Source organism: Streptomyces barringtoniae (assembly GCF_020819595.1).
Taxonomy (GTDB): Bacteria; Actinomycetota; Actinomycetes; order Streptomycetales; family Streptomycetaceae; genus Streptomyces; species Streptomyces barringtoniae.
Genome location: NZ_JAJHNP010000004.1, coordinates 409,511 through 424,622, shown reverse-complemented (window position 1 = coordinate 424,622; position 15,112 = coordinate 409,511). Strand labels below are relative to the sequence as shown.

General features: G+C 71.8%; 14 protein-coding genes and 1 riboswitch. Of the genes, 6 read left to right on the top strand and 8 right to left on the bottom strand.

Going from position 1 to position 15,112, the window contains the following annotated elements; genetic code table 11:
• From ribH to LMU33_RS09110, 4 genes are read right to left on the bottom strand one after another with little or no spacing between them, the layout of a single operon-like run.
• Nucleotides 1-486: a 6,7-dimethyl-8-ribityllumazine synthase gene (ribH, locus tag LMU33_RS09125; protein WP_208901990.1), complete on the bottom strand. Its 486-nt coding sequence runs from the start codon at nt 484-486 to the stop codon at nt 1-3.
• Between the two features lie 23 nt (nt 487-509).
• Entirely contained in the window at nt 510-1,832 is a 1,323-nt protein-coding gene (locus tag LMU33_RS09120) for a bifunctional 3,4-dihydroxy-2-butanone-4-phosphate synthase/GTP cyclohydrolase II (protein WP_228618977.1), read from the bottom strand.
• Complete coding sequence (locus LMU33_RS09115) at nt 1,829-2,470, bottom strand: nicotinamide mononucleotide transporter family protein (RefSeq protein ID WP_228618976.1); 642 nt, start codon at nt 2,468-2,470, stop codon at nt 1,829-1,831. The genes LMU33_RS09120 and LMU33_RS09115 overlap by 4 nt, the downstream gene beginning before the upstream one ends.
• Nucleotides 2,467-3,075, bottom strand: a complete 609-nt coding sequence (locus tag LMU33_RS09110) for a riboflavin synthase (protein ID WP_228618974.1) — start codon at nt 3,073-3,075, stop codon at nt 2,467-2,469. Before LMU33_RS09110 ends, LMU33_RS09115 begins: the two co-directional genes overlap by 4 nt.
• 156 nt (nt 3,076-3,231) lie before the next feature.
• A riboswitch (FMN riboswitch) is annotated at nt 3,232-3,362 on the bottom strand.
• A gap of 292 nt (nt 3,363-3,654) precedes the next feature.
• On the opposite strand from LMU33_RS09110, the gene LMU33_RS09105 reads away from it, so the two are divergent.
• Together LMU33_RS09105 and LMU33_RS09100 are read left to right on the top strand one after the other, a co-directional pair.
• Nucleotides 3,655-4,545, top strand: a complete 891-nt coding sequence (locus LMU33_RS09105) for an RNA polymerase sigma-70 factor (RefSeq protein WP_228618972.1) — start codon at nt 3,655-3,657, stop codon at nt 4,543-4,545.
• Between the two features lie 104 nt (nt 4,546-4,649).
• The gene (locus LMU33_RS09100) at nt 4,650-5,393 is read left to right on the top strand and encodes an SDR family oxidoreductase (RefSeq protein ID WP_228618970.1); all 744 of its coding nucleotides are present in this window, start codon (nt 4,650-4,652) and stop codon (nt 5,391-5,393) included.
• Between the two features lie 114 nt (nt 5,394-5,507).
• Here the strand turns inward: LMU33_RS09100 and LMU33_RS09095 are convergent, their stop codons facing one another.
• On the bottom strand, nt 5,508-6,746 hold the full coding sequence (locus LMU33_RS09095; protein ID WP_228618969.1) for an ROK family transcriptional regulator: 1,239 nt from the start codon (nt 6,744-6,746) through the stop codon (nt 5,508-5,510).
• 130 nt (nt 6,747-6,876) lie between these two features.
• Between LMU33_RS09095 and LMU33_RS09090 the strand changes: the two genes are divergently transcribed.
• Entirely contained in the window at nt 6,877-8,091 is a 1,215-nt protein-coding gene (locus LMU33_RS09090) for an MFS transporter (RefSeq protein WP_228618967.1), read from the top strand.
• Here the strand turns inward: LMU33_RS09090 and LMU33_RS09085 are convergent.
• Both LMU33_RS09085 and LMU33_RS09080 read right to left on the bottom strand, forming a co-directional pair.
• A complete protein-coding gene (locus tag LMU33_RS09085; RefSeq protein ID WP_228618965.1) occupies nt 8,051-8,509 on the bottom strand; it encodes an acyl-CoA thioesterase in 459 nt (152 codons plus the stop codon). The two genes, LMU33_RS09090 and LMU33_RS09085, sit on opposite strands and share 41 nt — an antisense overlap.
• Before the next feature lie 102 nt (nt 8,510-8,611).
• Nucleotides 8,612-9,892: an alginate lyase family protein gene (locus LMU33_RS09080; RefSeq protein WP_228618963.1), complete on the bottom strand. Its 1,281-nt coding sequence runs from the start codon at nt 9,890-9,892 to the stop codon at nt 8,612-8,614.
• 143 nt (nt 9,893-10,035) lie between these two features.
• Between LMU33_RS09080 and LMU33_RS09075 the strand changes: the two genes are divergently transcribed.
• From LMU33_RS09075 to LMU33_RS09065, 3 genes are all read left to right on the top strand, one after another.
• Nucleotides 10,036-11,442, top strand: coding sequence for a uracil-xanthine permease family protein (locus tag LMU33_RS09075; RefSeq protein WP_228618961.1), 1,407 nt, complete (start codon nt 10,036-10,038; stop codon nt 11,440-11,442).
• A gap of 212 nt (nt 11,443-11,654) precedes the next feature.
• Complete coding sequence (locus LMU33_RS09070) at nt 11,655-12,341, top strand: DUF5995 family protein (RefSeq protein ID WP_228618960.1); 687 nt, start codon at nt 11,655-11,657, stop codon at nt 12,339-12,341.
• 98 nt (nt 12,342-12,439) lie between these two features.
• Entirely contained in the window at nt 12,440-13,369 is a 930-nt protein-coding gene (locus tag LMU33_RS09065; RefSeq protein ID WP_228618958.1) for an LLM class F420-dependent oxidoreductase, read from the top strand.
• 38 nt (nt 13,370-13,407) lie between these two features.
• Here the strand turns inward: LMU33_RS09065 and LMU33_RS09060 are convergent, their stop codons facing one another.
• Nucleotides 13,408-15,105 carry a flavin monoamine oxidase family protein gene (locus LMU33_RS09060; protein ID WP_228618956.1) on the bottom strand — a complete coding sequence of 566 codons (1,698 nt, stop codon included), beginning with the start codon at nt 15,103-15,105 and terminating at the stop codon, nt 13,408-13,410.
• Between the last annotated feature and the right edge of the window lie 7 nt (nt 15,106-15,112).

Sequence of the window (15,112 nt, the reverse complement as noted above, 5' to 3'; positions counted from 1 at the left end):
TCAGTGCCAGGGTTCGGATACTGAGCGGAGCGTCGCCGCGGTTGCGACCGCCGCGGTCACCGCCTCGTGGCCCTTGTCCTCGTTGGAGCCCTCCAGGCCGGCCCGGTCCAGGGCCTGCTCCTCGGTGTCGCAGGTGAGCACGCCGAAGCCGACGGGCACGCCGGTCTCGATGCTGACCTGGGTGAGGCCCTGGGTGACGCCCTGGCACACGTAGTCGAAGTGGGGGGTGCCGCCGCGGATGACGACACCGAGGGCGACCACGGCGTCGTAGCCGCGTCCGGCCAGCACCTTGGCGGCGACCGGGAGTTCGAAGCTGCCGGGGACCCGGATCAGGGTCGGCTCGTCGATCCCCAGTTCGTGCAGGGCGCGCAGGGCGCCGTTCACCAGACCGTCCATCACCTTCTCGTGCCACTGCGCCGCGATGACGGCGACCCTGAGGTCGCTCGCGTTGCGTACGGACAGTTCCGGTGCACCCTTGCCGCTCACGTCTCTCCTAAGTGCTTTCTTGCTTACTGGTTGCCACAGGTGGCCGCGGCCGCGGCCACAGAAGCTGCCGCGGAAGCCGGCACGGCCGGCGTGTCCAGCCAGGGCAGGTCGTGCCCCATGCGGTCGCGCTTGGTGCGCAGGTAGTGCAGGTTGTGCTCGCCCGCCTGAACGGGCATCGGCTCGCGGCCGGTGACCTTCAGGCCGTGACGCTCCAGAGCGTCCGTCTTGTCCGGGTTGTTGGTCATCAGCCGGACGCTGCGCACGCCCAGGTCGGCGAGGATCCGGGCGCCGGCGCCGTAGTCGCGGGCGTCGGCGGGCAGGCCGAGTTCGAGGTTGGCGTCCAGGGTGTCACGGCCGCGTTCCTGCAGCTCGTACGCCCGGAGCTTGGACAGCAGGCCGATGCCGCGCCCCTCGTGGCCGCGCAGGTAGACCACGACGCCCCGGCCCTCCTCCTGGATGCGCTGCAGGGCGGTGTCCAGCTGGGGGCCGCAGTCGCAGCGCAGGGAGCCGAAGACGTCACCGGTGAGGCATTCGGAGTGGACACGGACGACGACGTCCTCTCCGTCGCCGAGTTCGCCGTGGACGAGGGCGACGTGTTCGACGCCGTCGGTGGAGCGGTAGCCGTAGGCGGTGAAGGTGCCGTGCTTGGTGGGCAGGCGGGTCTCGGCCTCGCGGCGGACGGTGGGCTCGCTGCCGCGGCGGTAGGCGATCAGGTCCTCGATGGAGATGATCGTCAGGCCGTGCTTGCGGGCGAACGGGATCAGCTCGGGCAGGCGGAGCATGCGGCCGTCCTCGCCGGCGATCTCCACGATGGCGCCGGCCGGGCGCAGGCCCGCGAGCCGGGCGAGGTCGACGGCGGCCTCGGTGTGGCCGTTGCGGACGAGGACGCCGCCGGGCTTGGCGCGCAGCGGGAAGACATGGCCGGGGCGGACGAAGTCCGTCGGCTCCGCCGTGCCGGTCGCGAGGAGCTGAAGCGTCGTCGCGCGGTCGGCGGCCGAGATACCGGTGCTCACACCGTGAGCGGCCGAGGCGTCCACGGAGATGGTGAACGCGGTTTTCATCGACTCGGTGTTGTCCTCGACCATCTGCGGCAGCCGCAGCCGGTCCAGTTCCTCGCCCTCCATGGGGGCGCAGATGAGTCCCCGGCACTCGCTCATCATGAACGCGACGATCTCGGGGGTGGCCTTCTCGGCGGCGATGACGAGGTCGCCCTCGTTCTCCCGGTCCTCGTCGTCCACGACCACGACCGGGCGGCCGGCCGCTATGTCGGCGATGGCCTGCTCGACGGGGTCGAGACCGAAGCTCTCGAAGGCGTCCGTGTCGTACAGCAGCGGTGCCGAGGTCATGCCGGGGCTCCTTCCAGGACGGGCTGCGGGCTCCTGCGGGAGCGCAGCCACCAGTCGCGCATGCCCCACAGGACGAGTGCGCCGTAGATGACGTAGACGAAACCGGAGAAGGCGTAGCCGTTGGCGAAGTTGAGGGGTACGCCGACGAGGTCGACCAGCAGCCAGGCGATCCAGAACTCGACCATGCCCTTGGCCTGGGCGTACATGGCGACGATGGTGCCGACGAAGATGTAGGCGTCGGGCCAGGGGTCCCAGGACAGCGACGGGTAGGCCGTGAAGAGCAGGGCCACCGCGACCGTGCCGACGGCGGCCGCGCCGAGCATCGCCGCGCGCTCGCGCCAGCCGGCGAACCGGGGGGTGATGTGGCCGTCGGCGGACCGGCCCTTGTTCCGCTGCCACTGCCACCAGCCGTACAGCGCGACGGCCATGACGACGGCCTGCTTGCCGGCGCTGCCGGTCAGATGGCCGTAGAAGGCGGCGAAGAGGACGAGACCGGAGAGGAACTGCACGGGCCAGGTCCACAGGGAGCGGCGCCAGCCGAGGGCGAGGGTGATCAGGCCGAGGATGTTGCCGGTCATGTCCGACCAGATGATGCGCTGCCCGAAGAGGGTGAAGGCCTCGGAGTTCAGCCAGTTCACTTGACGGCTCCCTGGGCACGGTCGCCGAGGAGCCTCTCGACGTACTTGGCGACGACGTCGACCTCGAGGTTGACCGGGTCGCCGGGCTGCTTCACGCCGAGCGTGGTCAGGGCGAGGGTGGTCGGGATGAGACTGACCGTGAAGTGGTCGGGGCCGGCGTCGACGACCGTGAGGCTGATGCCGTCGACGGTGATGGAGCCCTTCTCCACGACGTAGCGGGAGAGGTCCGCCGGGAGGGAGATCTTCACGAGCTCCCAGTTCTCGGAGGGCCGGCGCTCCAGCACCTCGCCGGTGCCGTCGACATGGCCCTGCACGATGTGCCCGCCGAGCCGTGCGCCCACGGCCATGGGACGCTCGAGGTTGACGCGGGAGCCGACGGCGAGTGCGCCGAGGCTGGATCGCTTCAGGGTCTCCGCCATCACGTCGGCGGTGAACTCGTCGCCCTCGTGCTCCACGACGGTGAGACAGACCCCGTTCACGGCGATGGAGTCGCCGTGCTGCGCGCCCTCGGTTACGACGGGGCCACGGAGCCGGAAGCGGGAGGCGTCGCCGAGGTTCTCGACGGCGGTGACCTCACCCAGCTCTTCGACGATTCCGGTGAACACTTCCCGGGTCCTCCTGCCTCTTGGGGCACGGACTCCGGGGCCTGTCGATGACGACAGAATGTACGGGTGAGCACGCCAGGGCGACGCCGAAAGAGGCTCGTCCGCGTACGGACAAGCCCAGATACGGCGACGCGCACAGGTGAGTGTGCCCGCCCGCCGCGCACTGCCTCCCATCCGGACTTTAACCGTCGGTCCAGGAATTTCACCTGGTCAACCGGCCGCTGGAAGCGACCGGGTCGCGGACTGTAACCGCCGGTTCGGACTTTCACCGACCCCGGAGTGCGCTGCTTCTGGTACACGGCCAGTGTGCCACGCCGGGCGGCGCTCCAGACAGACGGAGGGTGTGGGCTCCCTCACAGCACGTGTCGCCGGGCTTGCGCGGCCCGGCGGGTCCGCGCAACTGCTGTACGTCCAGCGCGCTTTGACCTTTGGTCCGGACCTATTGACCGTACTGGTCTAGTCCTCTTATCGTGCGGGCGGGTCCGGTGGCGGTGACGACGGCCCTTGCCCGCCGCCGGGCCGCCAGGACGCCGGACTCCACGATCCGGGCGGCGACGGGTGTCTGGCACTCTGAGGCGCATGACGCCTTCGCCGCCCTCCGACGAGTTCGAGTCGCACCGGCCCCGGCTGTTCGGCCTGGCCTACCGCCTGCTGGGTTCCGCCCACGAGGCGGAGGACGCGGTGCAGGACGCGTATCTGCGGTTCCGCGGCGCCGACCGGGCGGCGATCGGGCATCCGGGGGCCTGGCTCGCCAAGGCCGTCACCAACCTCTGCCTGACCCGGCTGACCTCGGCCCGGGCGCGGCGCGAGGAGTACCCCGGGACCTGGCTGCCCGAGCCGGTGGTCACCTCCGACGGCTCGCTCGGCCCGCTGGAGTCGGCGGAGCGGCGCGAGCAGGTCTCCATGGCCCTGCTGGTCCTGCTGGAGCGGCTGACGCCGACCGAGCGGGCCGTGTACGTGCTGCGGGAGGCGTTCGGCTACGCCCACCGGGAGATCGCGGACGTCCTCGACCTGAGCGAGGCCAACTGCCGTCAGCTCTACCGGCGGGCGGTGGCCCGGGTCGCCGTGCCGGAGGGCCGCTTCGAGCCGGCGCCCGAGCGGCGGGAGGCACTGCTCATGTCCTTCCTCACGGCGGCCCGCGAGGGTGACCTGGCCGGCCTGGAGAAGATGCTCGCGGCGGACGTCACCTACTGGGGCGACGGCGGCGGGAAGGTGTCCGCGGTCAGGCGGCCGGTCCAGGGACGCGAGAAGGTCGTGCGCTTCCTGGTGGGCGGGGCCGAGCGGTTCACGGGCGGCCTGGACTTCGCGGTGGTGGAGGTCAACGGCGCGAGCGCGCTGGTCGCGTGGGCGGGCGACGTCCTCGCCGGGGTGGCGTCCTTCGAGCTCCGGGACGGGCTGATCACCCACATGCGGACCGTGATGAACCCGGACAAGCTGGCCTACATGCAACGGCAGCTGACGCGGTCGTAGCGGAGCGGACCCCGGGCTTGTCACATTCGCCGGGGGCTGCGTGGTCTCAGCTGTCGAAGGTGCTCCGACCAGGGGCACGCGGAGTCCGGAGGGACGGCAACAGCATGACCACGATCCTGGTGACTGGCGGGACCGGCACGCTCGGCCGGCGTGTGACGGAGCGGCTGCGGGCGGAGGGGCACGAGGTGCGGGTGCTCAGCCGGCACACGCAGCCGTACGCCGTCGATCTGCGCGTGGGCGGCAGCGGTCTGGACGCCGCGCTCGCCGGGGTGGAGACCGTGGTGCACTGCGCGACCACCCAGCGGGGCGGGGACGAGGTCTCCGCCGATCATCTGATCGCGGCGGCGCGGCGGGCCGGTGTGGGCCATCTGGTCTACATCTCCATCGTCGGCATCGACCGGGTCCCGCTCGGCTACTACAAGACGAAGCTGGCCGTGGAGCGCCGGATCGAGGAGTCGGGGACCGGCTGGACCGTCCTGCGCGCGACCCAGTTCCACGACCTCCTGGTCACGACCCTCGGCGGACTGGCCAAGTCGCCCGTCATGCTCGTCCCGGCCGGGGTCCCGGACCAGCCGGTGGAGGTGGCCGAGGTCGCGGACCGCCTGGCCGAGCTGGCGCTCGCCGCGCCGGCCGGGCGGGTGGCGGACATGGGCGGCCCCGAAGTGCGGACCCTGGACTCGCTGGCCCGCGCCTACCTCCGCGCGACCGGGCGGCGGCGGGCGGTGGCCCAGGTGCCGCTGTTCGGCCGGACCTACCGCGCCTGCCGCGAGGGCGGGCTGCTGGCGCCGGAACAGGCGGTGGGGAAGACGACGTTCGAGGAGTATCTGGGACGCCGCTTCGGCGGCTGACACAGCAGCCGTGAGGGAGAGGGGGAGCCGCACTTCTGCGTCGCCCGTGCCACCCGCGCCGGCGCCCTGGCGGCCGTGTGCCGCGCGGCTGGCGGAGGAGCGTCCGGCGTGCCGTCAGTTCCGGTCCTGGGGTGCGAACAGGTCGTCCTGCGCGCGGTCACGTGCGGTCAGCAGGGCGCCGCGCAGGACCGCCGCGCCGCCGAGGATGCTCGCCCGTACCTCCGTGGTCAGGGGCGACATACGGCGCAACCGCTCCTCCACCAGCCCGGCGAGCACGGCACCGCCGGCCTGTCCCGCCTCTCCGCCGAGCACCACACAGCCGGGGTCGAGCACGGCCACCACGGACGCGGCACCGACGGCGATCCGGTCGGCGAGGACATGGAGGAAGCGCTCGGCGGACCGTCCGGCCCCCGAGGCGTCCGAAGCCGGAGGGGAGTCGCTCCCCTCCCCCGTCACCTCCGCCACAGCGTCCCGGATCACCACCGCCGTGCCCGGTCCGTCCATCGCGGCCGGTACCGGCAGGCCGTGCTCCGCCGCCAGGGCGCCGATCGCCGCCGCGCCCGTCAGGGAGTGGAAGCCGCCGTCGCAGTCCCTGGCCGAGGGCAGCGAGCCGGTGCCCGGTACCGGCAGGAAGCCGATCTCGCCCGTGCCGCCCGAGGCACCGCGGCGGAGGGTGCCGTCGAGGACGACCGCCGCCCCCACGCCATGCCCCAGCCAGAGCAGGACGAAGGTGTCCCGGTCCCGGGCGGCGCCCTCGCGCTGCTCGGCCAGGGCGGCGAGGTTGGTCTCGTTCTCCACGGTGACGCGTGCCCCGGGCAGCCGTTCCTGCAGCGCGGCGGCAAGGCTGCGGTGCCAGGCGGGCAGGCCGCCGGAGTCGCGCAGGTCGCCGGTGGCCGGGTCGATGAGGCCCGGCGCGCCGATGCCGACGGTGTGCAGCCGGTCCGCCCCGGCCTCCTTCGCAGTCCGCTCCACCGCGGCCACCGCCTGTTCGACGGCCGGACCGGTCCCGGCGTCGCCGCCGATCGGCACGGACGCCTCGGCCAGTACCCGTCCGACCAGGTCGGAGACGAGGACGAAGACACCGCCGGTGCGGACGTCGAGCGCGGCGAGGTGGGCCCGGTCGGCGACGATGCCGTACAGCCGGGCGTTGGGGCCCCGGCGCTGCTCGCCGGACTCGCCGACCACCGTGATCAGCCCGGCGGCGGTGAGCCGTTCCACGAGGTCGGCGACCGTCGGCCGGGACAGGCCCGTCAGCTGTTTCAACTGCCCGGCGGTGAGCGGGCCTTCCTGCTGCAGCAGGCGCAGGGCCAGCCGGTCGTTGATGGCCCGGGCGGTGCTGGGTGATGCAGGCATGACGGGAATCCTTCCAGATCGGCGCACCGAGAGGCGCCGACGGCGGCCGTAAAACCGTCTATCTATCAGGCAGGGTCCCTGATAGTTTACGGCGCATGCCGCAGCGGCGACCCTGGGGAGGGACTGGGACATGAGTGACGTGGGATACGCGCGCGACGAAGTGAGGCGTGCCCGGTACGCCGTGGCGGCCGTGTTCGCCGTGCACGGCGCGGTGACCGGCTCCTTCGCCACCCGGGTGCCGTGGATCCAGGAGCACGCCTCGCTCGGCGCGGGCCAGTTGGGGTTCGCGCTGGCCTTCACGGCGCTCGGGGCCTCGTGCGCGATGCCGCTGGCGGGCCGGATCAGCCACCGGTACGGCAGCCGTACGGCCCTGCGCGGACTGCTCGCGCTGTGGACGCTCTCCCTGGCCCTGCCCTCCCTTGCGCCGAACCTGTACACCCTGTGCCTGGCGATGTTCACCTACGGCGCGAGCGCGGGCATGGCCGACGTGGCGATGAATGCCCTCGGCGTCGAGATCGAGCGGCTGCTGGACAAGTCGATCATGTCCGGGCTGCACGGCATGTGGAGCGCGGGCGCCCTGGTCGGCTCGGCGGCCGGCACGCTCGCGGCCCACCTCGGCTCCGACGCCCGGCTGCACTTCTCGCTCGCCTCGGCCGTGCTGACGGTGCTCGGCCTGGTGGCCTGCACCTGGGTGCTGGACCTGCAGCCGGCCGAGGACGAGGAACCGCCGCCGCGGTTCGCGCTGCCGCCCCGCTCGGCACTGCTGATCGGCACGGTCGGCTTCTGCGCGGTGTTCGCGGAGGGCGCGAGCCTGGACTGGTCGGCGGTGTTCCTGCGGGACCGGCTGGACAGCTCGGCGGGAGTGGCCGCGGCCTGCACGACCGGGTTCATGCTGACGATGGCGGTGGCGCGGATCGCCGGGGACGCGGTGGTGGACCGGTTCGGCGCGGTCCGTACCGTCCGGGCCGGCGGCGTCCTGGCCGTGCTGGGCGGTCTGCTGATCGTCGTCGCCGGGCACCCGGCGGTGGCGATGGGCGGGTTCGCGCTGATGGGGCTGGGTATCGCGGTGGTCGTACCGCTGTGCTTCGCGGCGGCCGGGCATGCCGGGCCCAACCCGAGCCAGGCCATCGCGGGCGTGGCGACGATCACCTACACCTCGGGCCTGATCGCGCCGAGCCTGATCGGCGGGGTGGCCCAGGCGACCAGCCTGGTGGTGTCGTTCTGCGTGGTGACGGCGCTGGCCTGCGGGCTCGCGGGGTTCGCGGGCGTGCTGCGCAGCGCCGAGCGCGGCGGCCGGGCCGAGGTCAGCCGGCCGGCCGCAGCAGTTCCCGACCCACGGCCCTGAAGGCGTCGGTCCAGGGCGCCGGGCGCAGGGTCGTGACGTCGAGCCGGACCAGCACCCGGGTGCCCTGGGCGTAGGTCCGCGTCCCGTCGGCCGAGCAGAAGCGGAAGCCGTAGGTGAGACCGGTGGTGCCGAGCCGGTCCAGCCAGAGGTGGACGGCGTAGGTGCCAGGGCTGGTCACGGGTGCCTCGTAGCCGATGCGCAGTTCGCGGACCGCGTTGCAGGCGTCGCCGGCCGCGTGCCAGTCGCCGTCGAAGCGGACGCCGTGCGCGTTCCACAGCTCGGTCCAGGCGCGCTCTACCAGCAGCGGGTAGCGGGCGTTGTGCAGGAGGCCGAGCGCGTCGAGGTCGTCGAAGTGCACGGTGACGGGGACCAGCCTGCCGTAAGAGACGACGGGCGCGATCGGGGCTTCGGCGGTCACGGGGGCGGGCTCCTGAACATCGCTGCTGGGACGGTTCCCCAGGACGTTTCCCTGGGGCGGTTCCATACTAAGCGACCGCTCAGGAGCCCTGGCCTGGGCCGGTCAGCCCGCTATGGAGTCCAGCTGCTCGGCGGCGGGCCGCAGCGCCCACAGGTCCCCGCCGGGCGGCGTCTCCAGCTTCGCCACGGCCCCCTCGGCCGCCGCGTCCCCCGCATCGGCCGCCGCGTGCACGACGTCGGTGGCCGCGTACCGGTGGAACTCCAGCTCCGGATGCGACCACGCGGCGGCGCCGGTCGCGGCCGGCAGCAGATAGTCGACCGCCTTGAACAGGCTCTGTCCGTCCGGGCCTTGGTACGACCACAGGTTCACGCCCACGTGCCGGCCGATGGCCGCGAGCCGGGTGTAGGCGACCAGGTCGAAGGTGGAGTAGTGCCAGCTGCGGGTCCGGGCGAGCTCCTGCGGCTGGCCGCCGTCCGCCGCGATCTGCGGGTCGATCCGCTTGGCGCGCGCGTCGAGGACGGTCCGCCGGGCCAGGGCGGTGTCGCCGGTGGCGTAGGCGAGGGCGGCGAGCTGCATGTCGTAGAAGGTGCCGTGGTTGTTGGCGGCCGCCCCCTCCTGCTTGCCGAAGTCGCTGTTCTTCAGCCAGTCGAGGAAGTCGGCGTTCCACTTGCCCATCGCGGTGCGGTCCCCGGCGCTCCAGCCGGGGGCGCCGGCGGCCAGGATCGCCTGGGCGTCGAGGACGCTGGTGTACGACTGGGAGAAGTCGATGATGCCGATGGCCCGGCCGTCGTACTTGCACGGGATGAACTGGGCGTGGTCCAGGTCCGGGTTCATCCGGGTGGCCGGGTCCAGGAACCAGGTGCGCAGGATCTGCCCGGCCTTCTCGGCGTAGGCCCGCCTGCCGGTGTAGTACCAGGCGAGCGCGAGGTCGTACGTCGAGTCGAAGACCTTCTCGGCGTCCTGCCGGTCCGTTCCGCTGTCGACCTCCGGGTTGCGCTGCCCGTCGCGCTGGACGTACGGGCAACCCCAGGGGTTGTCGGCGGTGGGGGTGGTCGTGGGCCACCAGTAGGGGGCCTGGCTCAGGTACTCGTGGACGTCGCCGCCGGGTGCGGGCCTCGGCTTGTCGACGACCGTCCAGGGGCCCTGGTCCAGCCAGGTGTCGGCGCGGGTGGTCAGGTCCCGCAGGGCGCGCTGGAGTCGGGGGTCGTGGCCGAGACGGGCGCGGGTCTGCTGCAGCCGGCCGCCGTCGAGGACGGCGGTCCTCGGGGCCTTCGGCGCGGCGTGCACGGAGGGGGCGTGGGCGGCGTGCGCGGACGGCACGAGCGCGGCCCCGAACGTCACCACCGCGGCCAGCAGCACGGCCGCACGGGATCTTCCACTCATCGAGCTCTCCGATCTGTCATCGATCAGTGTGAGTCAGATATATGAACTAGGTTCACGAGTAGGACCGTGCGAGCGTAGAACCGCTCGATACCCGTGACAATGGTTCGGACCGTCTTCACGTACGTAAGAAAGCGAAACCGCACATGGACCTCGGCGTGCGCTGGAAGCTGCACGGTGACGGGCGCACGCCCGCGCCCGGAGCGGTGGTACGCCCCGACGAACGGCTCTCCTGGCCCCGCACGGTGGGTCTGGGCGCCCAGCACGTGGTCGCGATGTTCGGCGCGTCCTTCGTCGCGCCCGTCCTGATGGGCCTGGACCCGAACCTGGCCATCATGATGTCGGGCGTGGCGACCGCGATCTTCCTGCTCGCCACCCGCGGCCGGGTGCCGAGCTATCTGGGCTGTTCCCTGTCGTTCGTGGGCGTGGCCGCCGTCATCCGCGCCCAGGGCGGCACGAGTGCCACGGTCACCGGCGCTGTGTTCGTCGTCGGTGTGGCGCTGTTCCTGGTGGGGCTCGCGGTGCAGCGCTTCGGGGCGCGGATCATCCACGCCGCCATGCCGCCGATCGTCACCGGCGCGGTCGTCATGCTGATCGGCTTCAACCTCGCCCCGGTCACCGCCTCCACCTACTGGCCGCAGGACCAGTGGACGGCCCTGCTGGTCATGCTGTTCACGGGGCTGGCCGTGGTCTGCCTGCGGGGCTTCTGGTCCCGAATCGCGATCTTCCTCGGGCTGGTCTTCGGCTACGGCATCTCCTGGGCCTTCGACCGGATCTTCGGCAAGATCCACTCCGCGGGTCCGAGCGGCAGGGTCACCGACCACTGGCGCCTCGACCTCTCCGGCGTCTCCAAGGCCGACTGGATCGGACTGCCGCACTTCCACGGGCCGTCCTTCCAGTGGTCGGCGATCCTGGTCGCGCTGCCGGTCGTGATCGCTCTGGTCGCGGAGAACGCAGGTCACGTCAAGGCGGTCGGCGAGATGACCGGCGACCCGCTGGACGACAAGCTCGGTACGGCGATCTCGGCGGACGGCGTCGGGTCCATGCTGTCCACCGCGGTGGGCGGCCCCCCGAACACCACCTACTCCGAGAACATCGGCGTGATGGCGGCGACCCGCGTCTACTCCACCGCCGCCTACTGGGCCGCGGCCGGCTTCGCGCTGCTCTTCGGAATCTGCCCGAAGTTCGGCGCGATCGTGGCCGCGGTGCCGGGCGGGGTCCTCGGCGGCATCACCGTGATCCTCTACGGCATGATCGGCCTGCTGGGCGCCCAGATCTGGCTGCACGCCAAGGTGGACCTGCGCAACCCGCTGAACCTGGTGCCGGCCGCCGCGGGCATCATCATCGGCGTCGGCAACGTCAGCCTGAAGTTCACCAGCAACTTCTCGCTCAGCGGCATCGCCCTCGGCACCCTGGTCGTCATCACGGGCTACCACGCACTGCGCGCCTTCGCCCCGGCCCATCTGAAGCAGCAGGAGCCACTGCTGGACGAGGGCACCTCCGCCTACGACGCGGACGCCGGCGAGGAGGGGGCTCCGCGCGCCAAGTCGTAGATCTACGACGGCGTGAACGTCCCGGCCGCGCCCCGGCAGCCGTCGGACTTCCCCGGCGGCTTCACCTCATTGCCTTCGCCAGGCTGACGCGGCCGGTCCGCGCGCCCTCTTTTTCCCGCTGCTGCCGCCGTTCCCGTCCTGTGTTCCCCCGTTCCGGCGATGTCTCCGGCCGGTCGGTGCGTCCCTCGGGGCAGGGCTGGGACCCTTCCTCCATGGCGCAGTTGGAACAACTCAGCACTCCCGTCGACGCGGTCGTCTCCCGGATGCGCGCGATCGGTGCGACGCTGCCCGAGCGGGACGGCGTCGCCGTGTTCAACCGCGTCTACCTCACCGTCACCGAGGAGGTCGACCGGCACCTGGAGATCGGTGAGTTCCCGGATCCACGGGCGGCGATCGCGCTGGACGTGCGGTTCGCCGAGCGCTATCTCGCGGCGGTCGACGCCGCTGCCGCCGACCGCCGCCCGCCCGCCTGCTGGCGTCCGCTGTTCCAGCTCCGCCGCCACCCCGGGGTACGGCCGCTGCAGTTCGCGCTGGCGGGCATCAACGCGCACATCGGGCACGACCTGGCGCTCGCCGTGGTGGACGCCTGCCGTACGCTCGGCTGCGAACCGCCCGACCTGGAGGACGAGTTCGACCGCGTGGGCGAGTTCCTCGTCGCGCTGGAGGAGCGGATCCGCGAGGATCTGATGCCGGGTCCCGATCTGCTGCAGATCGCCGACCCCCTGACCCACCTGCTCGGCTCCTGGAGCCTGGAGCGGGCCCGCGACGCGGCCTGGGTGGCGGCGCGGGCCCTGTGGGCGCTGCGCCACTGCGCCGGCATGGCCGAGGAGTTCGCCGAACGGCTGGACACGGCGGTGGGTTTCGCGGGGCGGATGCTGCTGACGCCGCTCACCGACTGAACCCGGCCGGTTTCCGCCCCTGCGCGAGCCTCCTTCGGAACATCCCGGCCGTCGCCGTACATTGCCCGTCGAGTATCCGATCACAGAGGAGCAGCGGTATGGCGACCCGGCTCGGCCTGAGTCTTCCCCAGATGCGGCAGTACTCGATCGGCACGGACGTACCCGCGGTGGCACGCGCCGCCGAACGGATCGGCTACGACAGCCTGTGGGTCTTCGAGCGCGCTCTGTTCCCGGAGCCCGCCACCCAGGGTCTGTACGGCGTCGAGGGCCTGCCCTGGCCCGACCAGTACCGGAGCGTGGCGGACCCGCTGGTCACGCTCACCCTGGCCGCGGCGGCCACCGAGCGGGCGGAACTCGGCTCCAGCGTCCTGGTGGCGCCGCTCCACGTGCCGTTCCAGCTCGCGAAGGCCCTGGCCTCGCTGGACGCGGCGAGCGGGGGCCGGGTGATCGCGGGCTTCGGCACCGGCTGGTCCCTGGACGAGTACGCGGCGTCGGCCGTCCGGCCGTTCGAGGAGCGGGGCGCGGCCCTGGACGAGATCATCGAGGTGTGCCGGGCGGTGTGGGGTCCGGATCCGGTCGTCTACGAAGGCAGGTCTACCAGGATCGCCTCCGCCGTGGTGGGGCCCAAGCCCGCCCGGCCGATCCCGGTGCTGCTGGCCGCGGGCGGCAAGCGGGCCTTGCGGAGGCTAGTCGACCACGCCGACGGCTGGCTGCCGGTGGCGATCGGTGCGGAGGCGGTCGCCGCCCAGTGGCGGCAGTTGCGGGAGCTGGCCGAGGAGCGGGGCCGTACGAAGCCCGTCCGGACCGTGCTGCGGGTGAACACCAGCCGCCGGGCGAAGCCGTACGACGGCACGGACCGCCGGCCCTTCCAGGGCGACGTCGACCAGATCGTGGCGGACCTCGTCGAGTACACCGGTATCGGCCTGGACGAGATCCTCATCGACCTCCAGGGCACCGCGCGGGACGCACGGGAGCTGACGGACGTCGCCGCGGAGGTCTTTGAAAAGGCGCGGGCGGCCGGAGTCTGAGTCCGGCCGCCCGCGCCTTGGTCCTTGCTCGTTTCTGGTCAGTCCTCGGGCAGCTCCACAGGGGCGATCTCGTCGTACACGTCACCCGGGCCGGGGTTGGCCGGGTCGGTCTCGCCGCCGAAGTGGTGCATGACACCCCAGACCGCGTTCAGCGCGGTCTGGATCGCGCCCTCGGCCCAGCCTGCCGTCCAGGAGATGTCGTCGCCGGCGAGGAAGATGCCCCGCTTGTCCTCGGGCAGCCGGTCCTGCATGAAGTGGGTGAACAGGCGCCGCTGGTAGCGGTAGTGGCCGGGCAGGTTCGCCTTGAACGCGCCCATGAAGTAGGGCTCGTTCTCCCAGGAGACCGTCACCGGGTTGCCGATGATGTGCTTCCTGATGTCGACCTTCGGGTAGATCTCGCCCAGCGACTTCAGCATGACCTCCATCCGCTCGTTCGCGGACAGCGGCAGCCACTTCAGGCTGTCGTCGCACCAGGTGTACGACAGACAGATCACGGCGGGCTTGTCCGGGCCGTCGTCCAGCAGATAGGTGCCCCGGGTCATGCGGTCGGTCAGCGTCATCGACATGACGTCCCGACCGGTCTCCTCGTCCTTGTCCAGCCAGAACGGCCGGTCCACGGGCACGAAGAGCTTCGAGGACTCCATGTAGTGGGTGCGCTCGATCGCGGTCCAGTGGTCGATCGGGAACAGCGAGTCGTCACAGGCGATCTTGGACAGCAGCATCCAGGACTGGGCGGTGAAGATCGCCGCCTTGTAGGTGCGGATGTCGCCGTTCGCGTCCGTCACGGTGATCTGGTTGCCCGCCGTGCGGTGCAGCCGGGTCACGGCCGGCTTGGGCTCGCCGTCCACGTGCAGGGACTTCAGAGAGGTCCCGTACGGCCAGTGGACGATCTTCTCCGGCTCGCGCTCCCACAGGCGCAGCGGCAGCTGCTGGGAGCCGCCGACGATGCCGCGGTGGTGGTCGTCGGCCTCGGTGTAGACGACGCGCAGGATCTCCAGGATGGAGTTCGGGAAGTCGGTGTCCCAGCCGCCGGTGCCGAAACCGACCTGACCGAAGATCTCGCGGTGCCGGAAGGACTTGAAGGCCTCGGAGTCGCAGAGGAAGCCGTAGAAGGTCTGGTTGTCGAGCTTCTCGACCAGCTTTGCCCAGATCTCGCGGATGCGCGGGACGTCCCGCTCGCGCATGGCGCGGTTCATGTCGGAGAAGTCGGCGCCCTCGTCGAGGCACTTGTTCCAGGCGTCGGCGACGTCCCGGTACACCTGGGGCAGGTCGTCGACGGTCTCGGCGTAGTGCGACTCGCCCTTGAGGTCCACGACGGTCGAGGGGGTGGCCTCGGCCAGCGGGTTCGGGAAGCGCCTGGTCTCCAGGCCGACCATGTCGATGTAGTGCTGCAGGGCGGTGGAGGACGGCGGGAAGCGCATCGCGCCCATCTCGGCGGTCAGCGTCTCGTCGCAGCCCTCGAAGCCGACCGTGCGCAGCCGGCCGCCGATCTGGTCCGCCTCGTAGACGACGGGCTTGAGGCCCATCTTCATCAGCTCGTACGCGGCGACGATGCCGGACAGGCCGCCGCCGATGACCGCGACCTCGGTGCCGTGCTCGGTCGCGGGTATCTGGCCGAGGCCCGCCGGGTGGGCGAGGAAGTCGTCGTAGGCGTAGGGGAAGTCCGGGCCGAACATGGTGATCGGCGGCTGCTGCTCGTCGGTGTGCTCGACGGCGTTGGGCACCGTGGACGTCATGGGGTAC

What these genes read in the sequence shown, in the direction of transcription:
- LMU33_RS09120 (WP_228618977.1), bottom strand. Translation starts at nt 1,832, where the DNA reads ATGACCTCGGCACCGCTGCTGTACGACACGGACGCCTTCGAGAGCTTC.
- LMU33_RS09105 (WP_228618972.1), top strand. Translation starts at nt 3,655, where the DNA reads ATGACGCCTTCGCCGCCCTCCGACGAGTTCGAGTCGCACCGGCCCCGG.
- LMU33_RS09100 (WP_228618970.1), top strand. Translation starts at nt 4,650, where the DNA reads ATGACCACGATCCTGGTGACTGGCGGGACCGGCACGCTCGGCCGGCGT.
- LMU33_RS09095 (WP_228618969.1), bottom strand. Translation starts at nt 6,746, where the DNA reads ATGCCTGCATCACCCAGCACCGCCCGGGCCATCAACGACCGGCTGGCC.
- LMU33_RS09090 (WP_228618967.1), top strand. Translation starts at nt 6,877, where the DNA reads ATGAGTGACGTGGGATACGCGCGCGACGAAGTGAGGCGTGCCCGGTAC.
- LMU33_RS09080 (WP_228618963.1), bottom strand. Translation starts at nt 9,892, where the DNA reads ATGAGTGGAAGATCCCGTGCGGCCGTGCTGCTGGCCGCGGTGGTGACG.
- LMU33_RS09075 (WP_228618961.1), top strand. Translation starts at nt 10,036, where the DNA reads ATGGACCTCGGCGTGCGCTGGAAGCTGCACGGTGACGGGCGCACGCCC.
- LMU33_RS09070 (WP_228618960.1), top strand. Translation starts at nt 11,655, where the DNA reads ATGGCGCAGTTGGAACAACTCAGCACTCCCGTCGACGCGGTCGTCTCC.
- LMU33_RS09065 (WP_228618958.1), top strand. Translation starts at nt 12,440, where the DNA reads ATGGCGACCCGGCTCGGCCTGAGTCTTCCCCAGATGCGGCAGTACTCG.
- LMU33_RS09060 (WP_228618956.1), bottom strand. Translation starts at nt 15,105, where the DNA reads ATGACGTCCACGGTGCCCAACGCCGTCGAGCACACCGACGAGCAGCAG.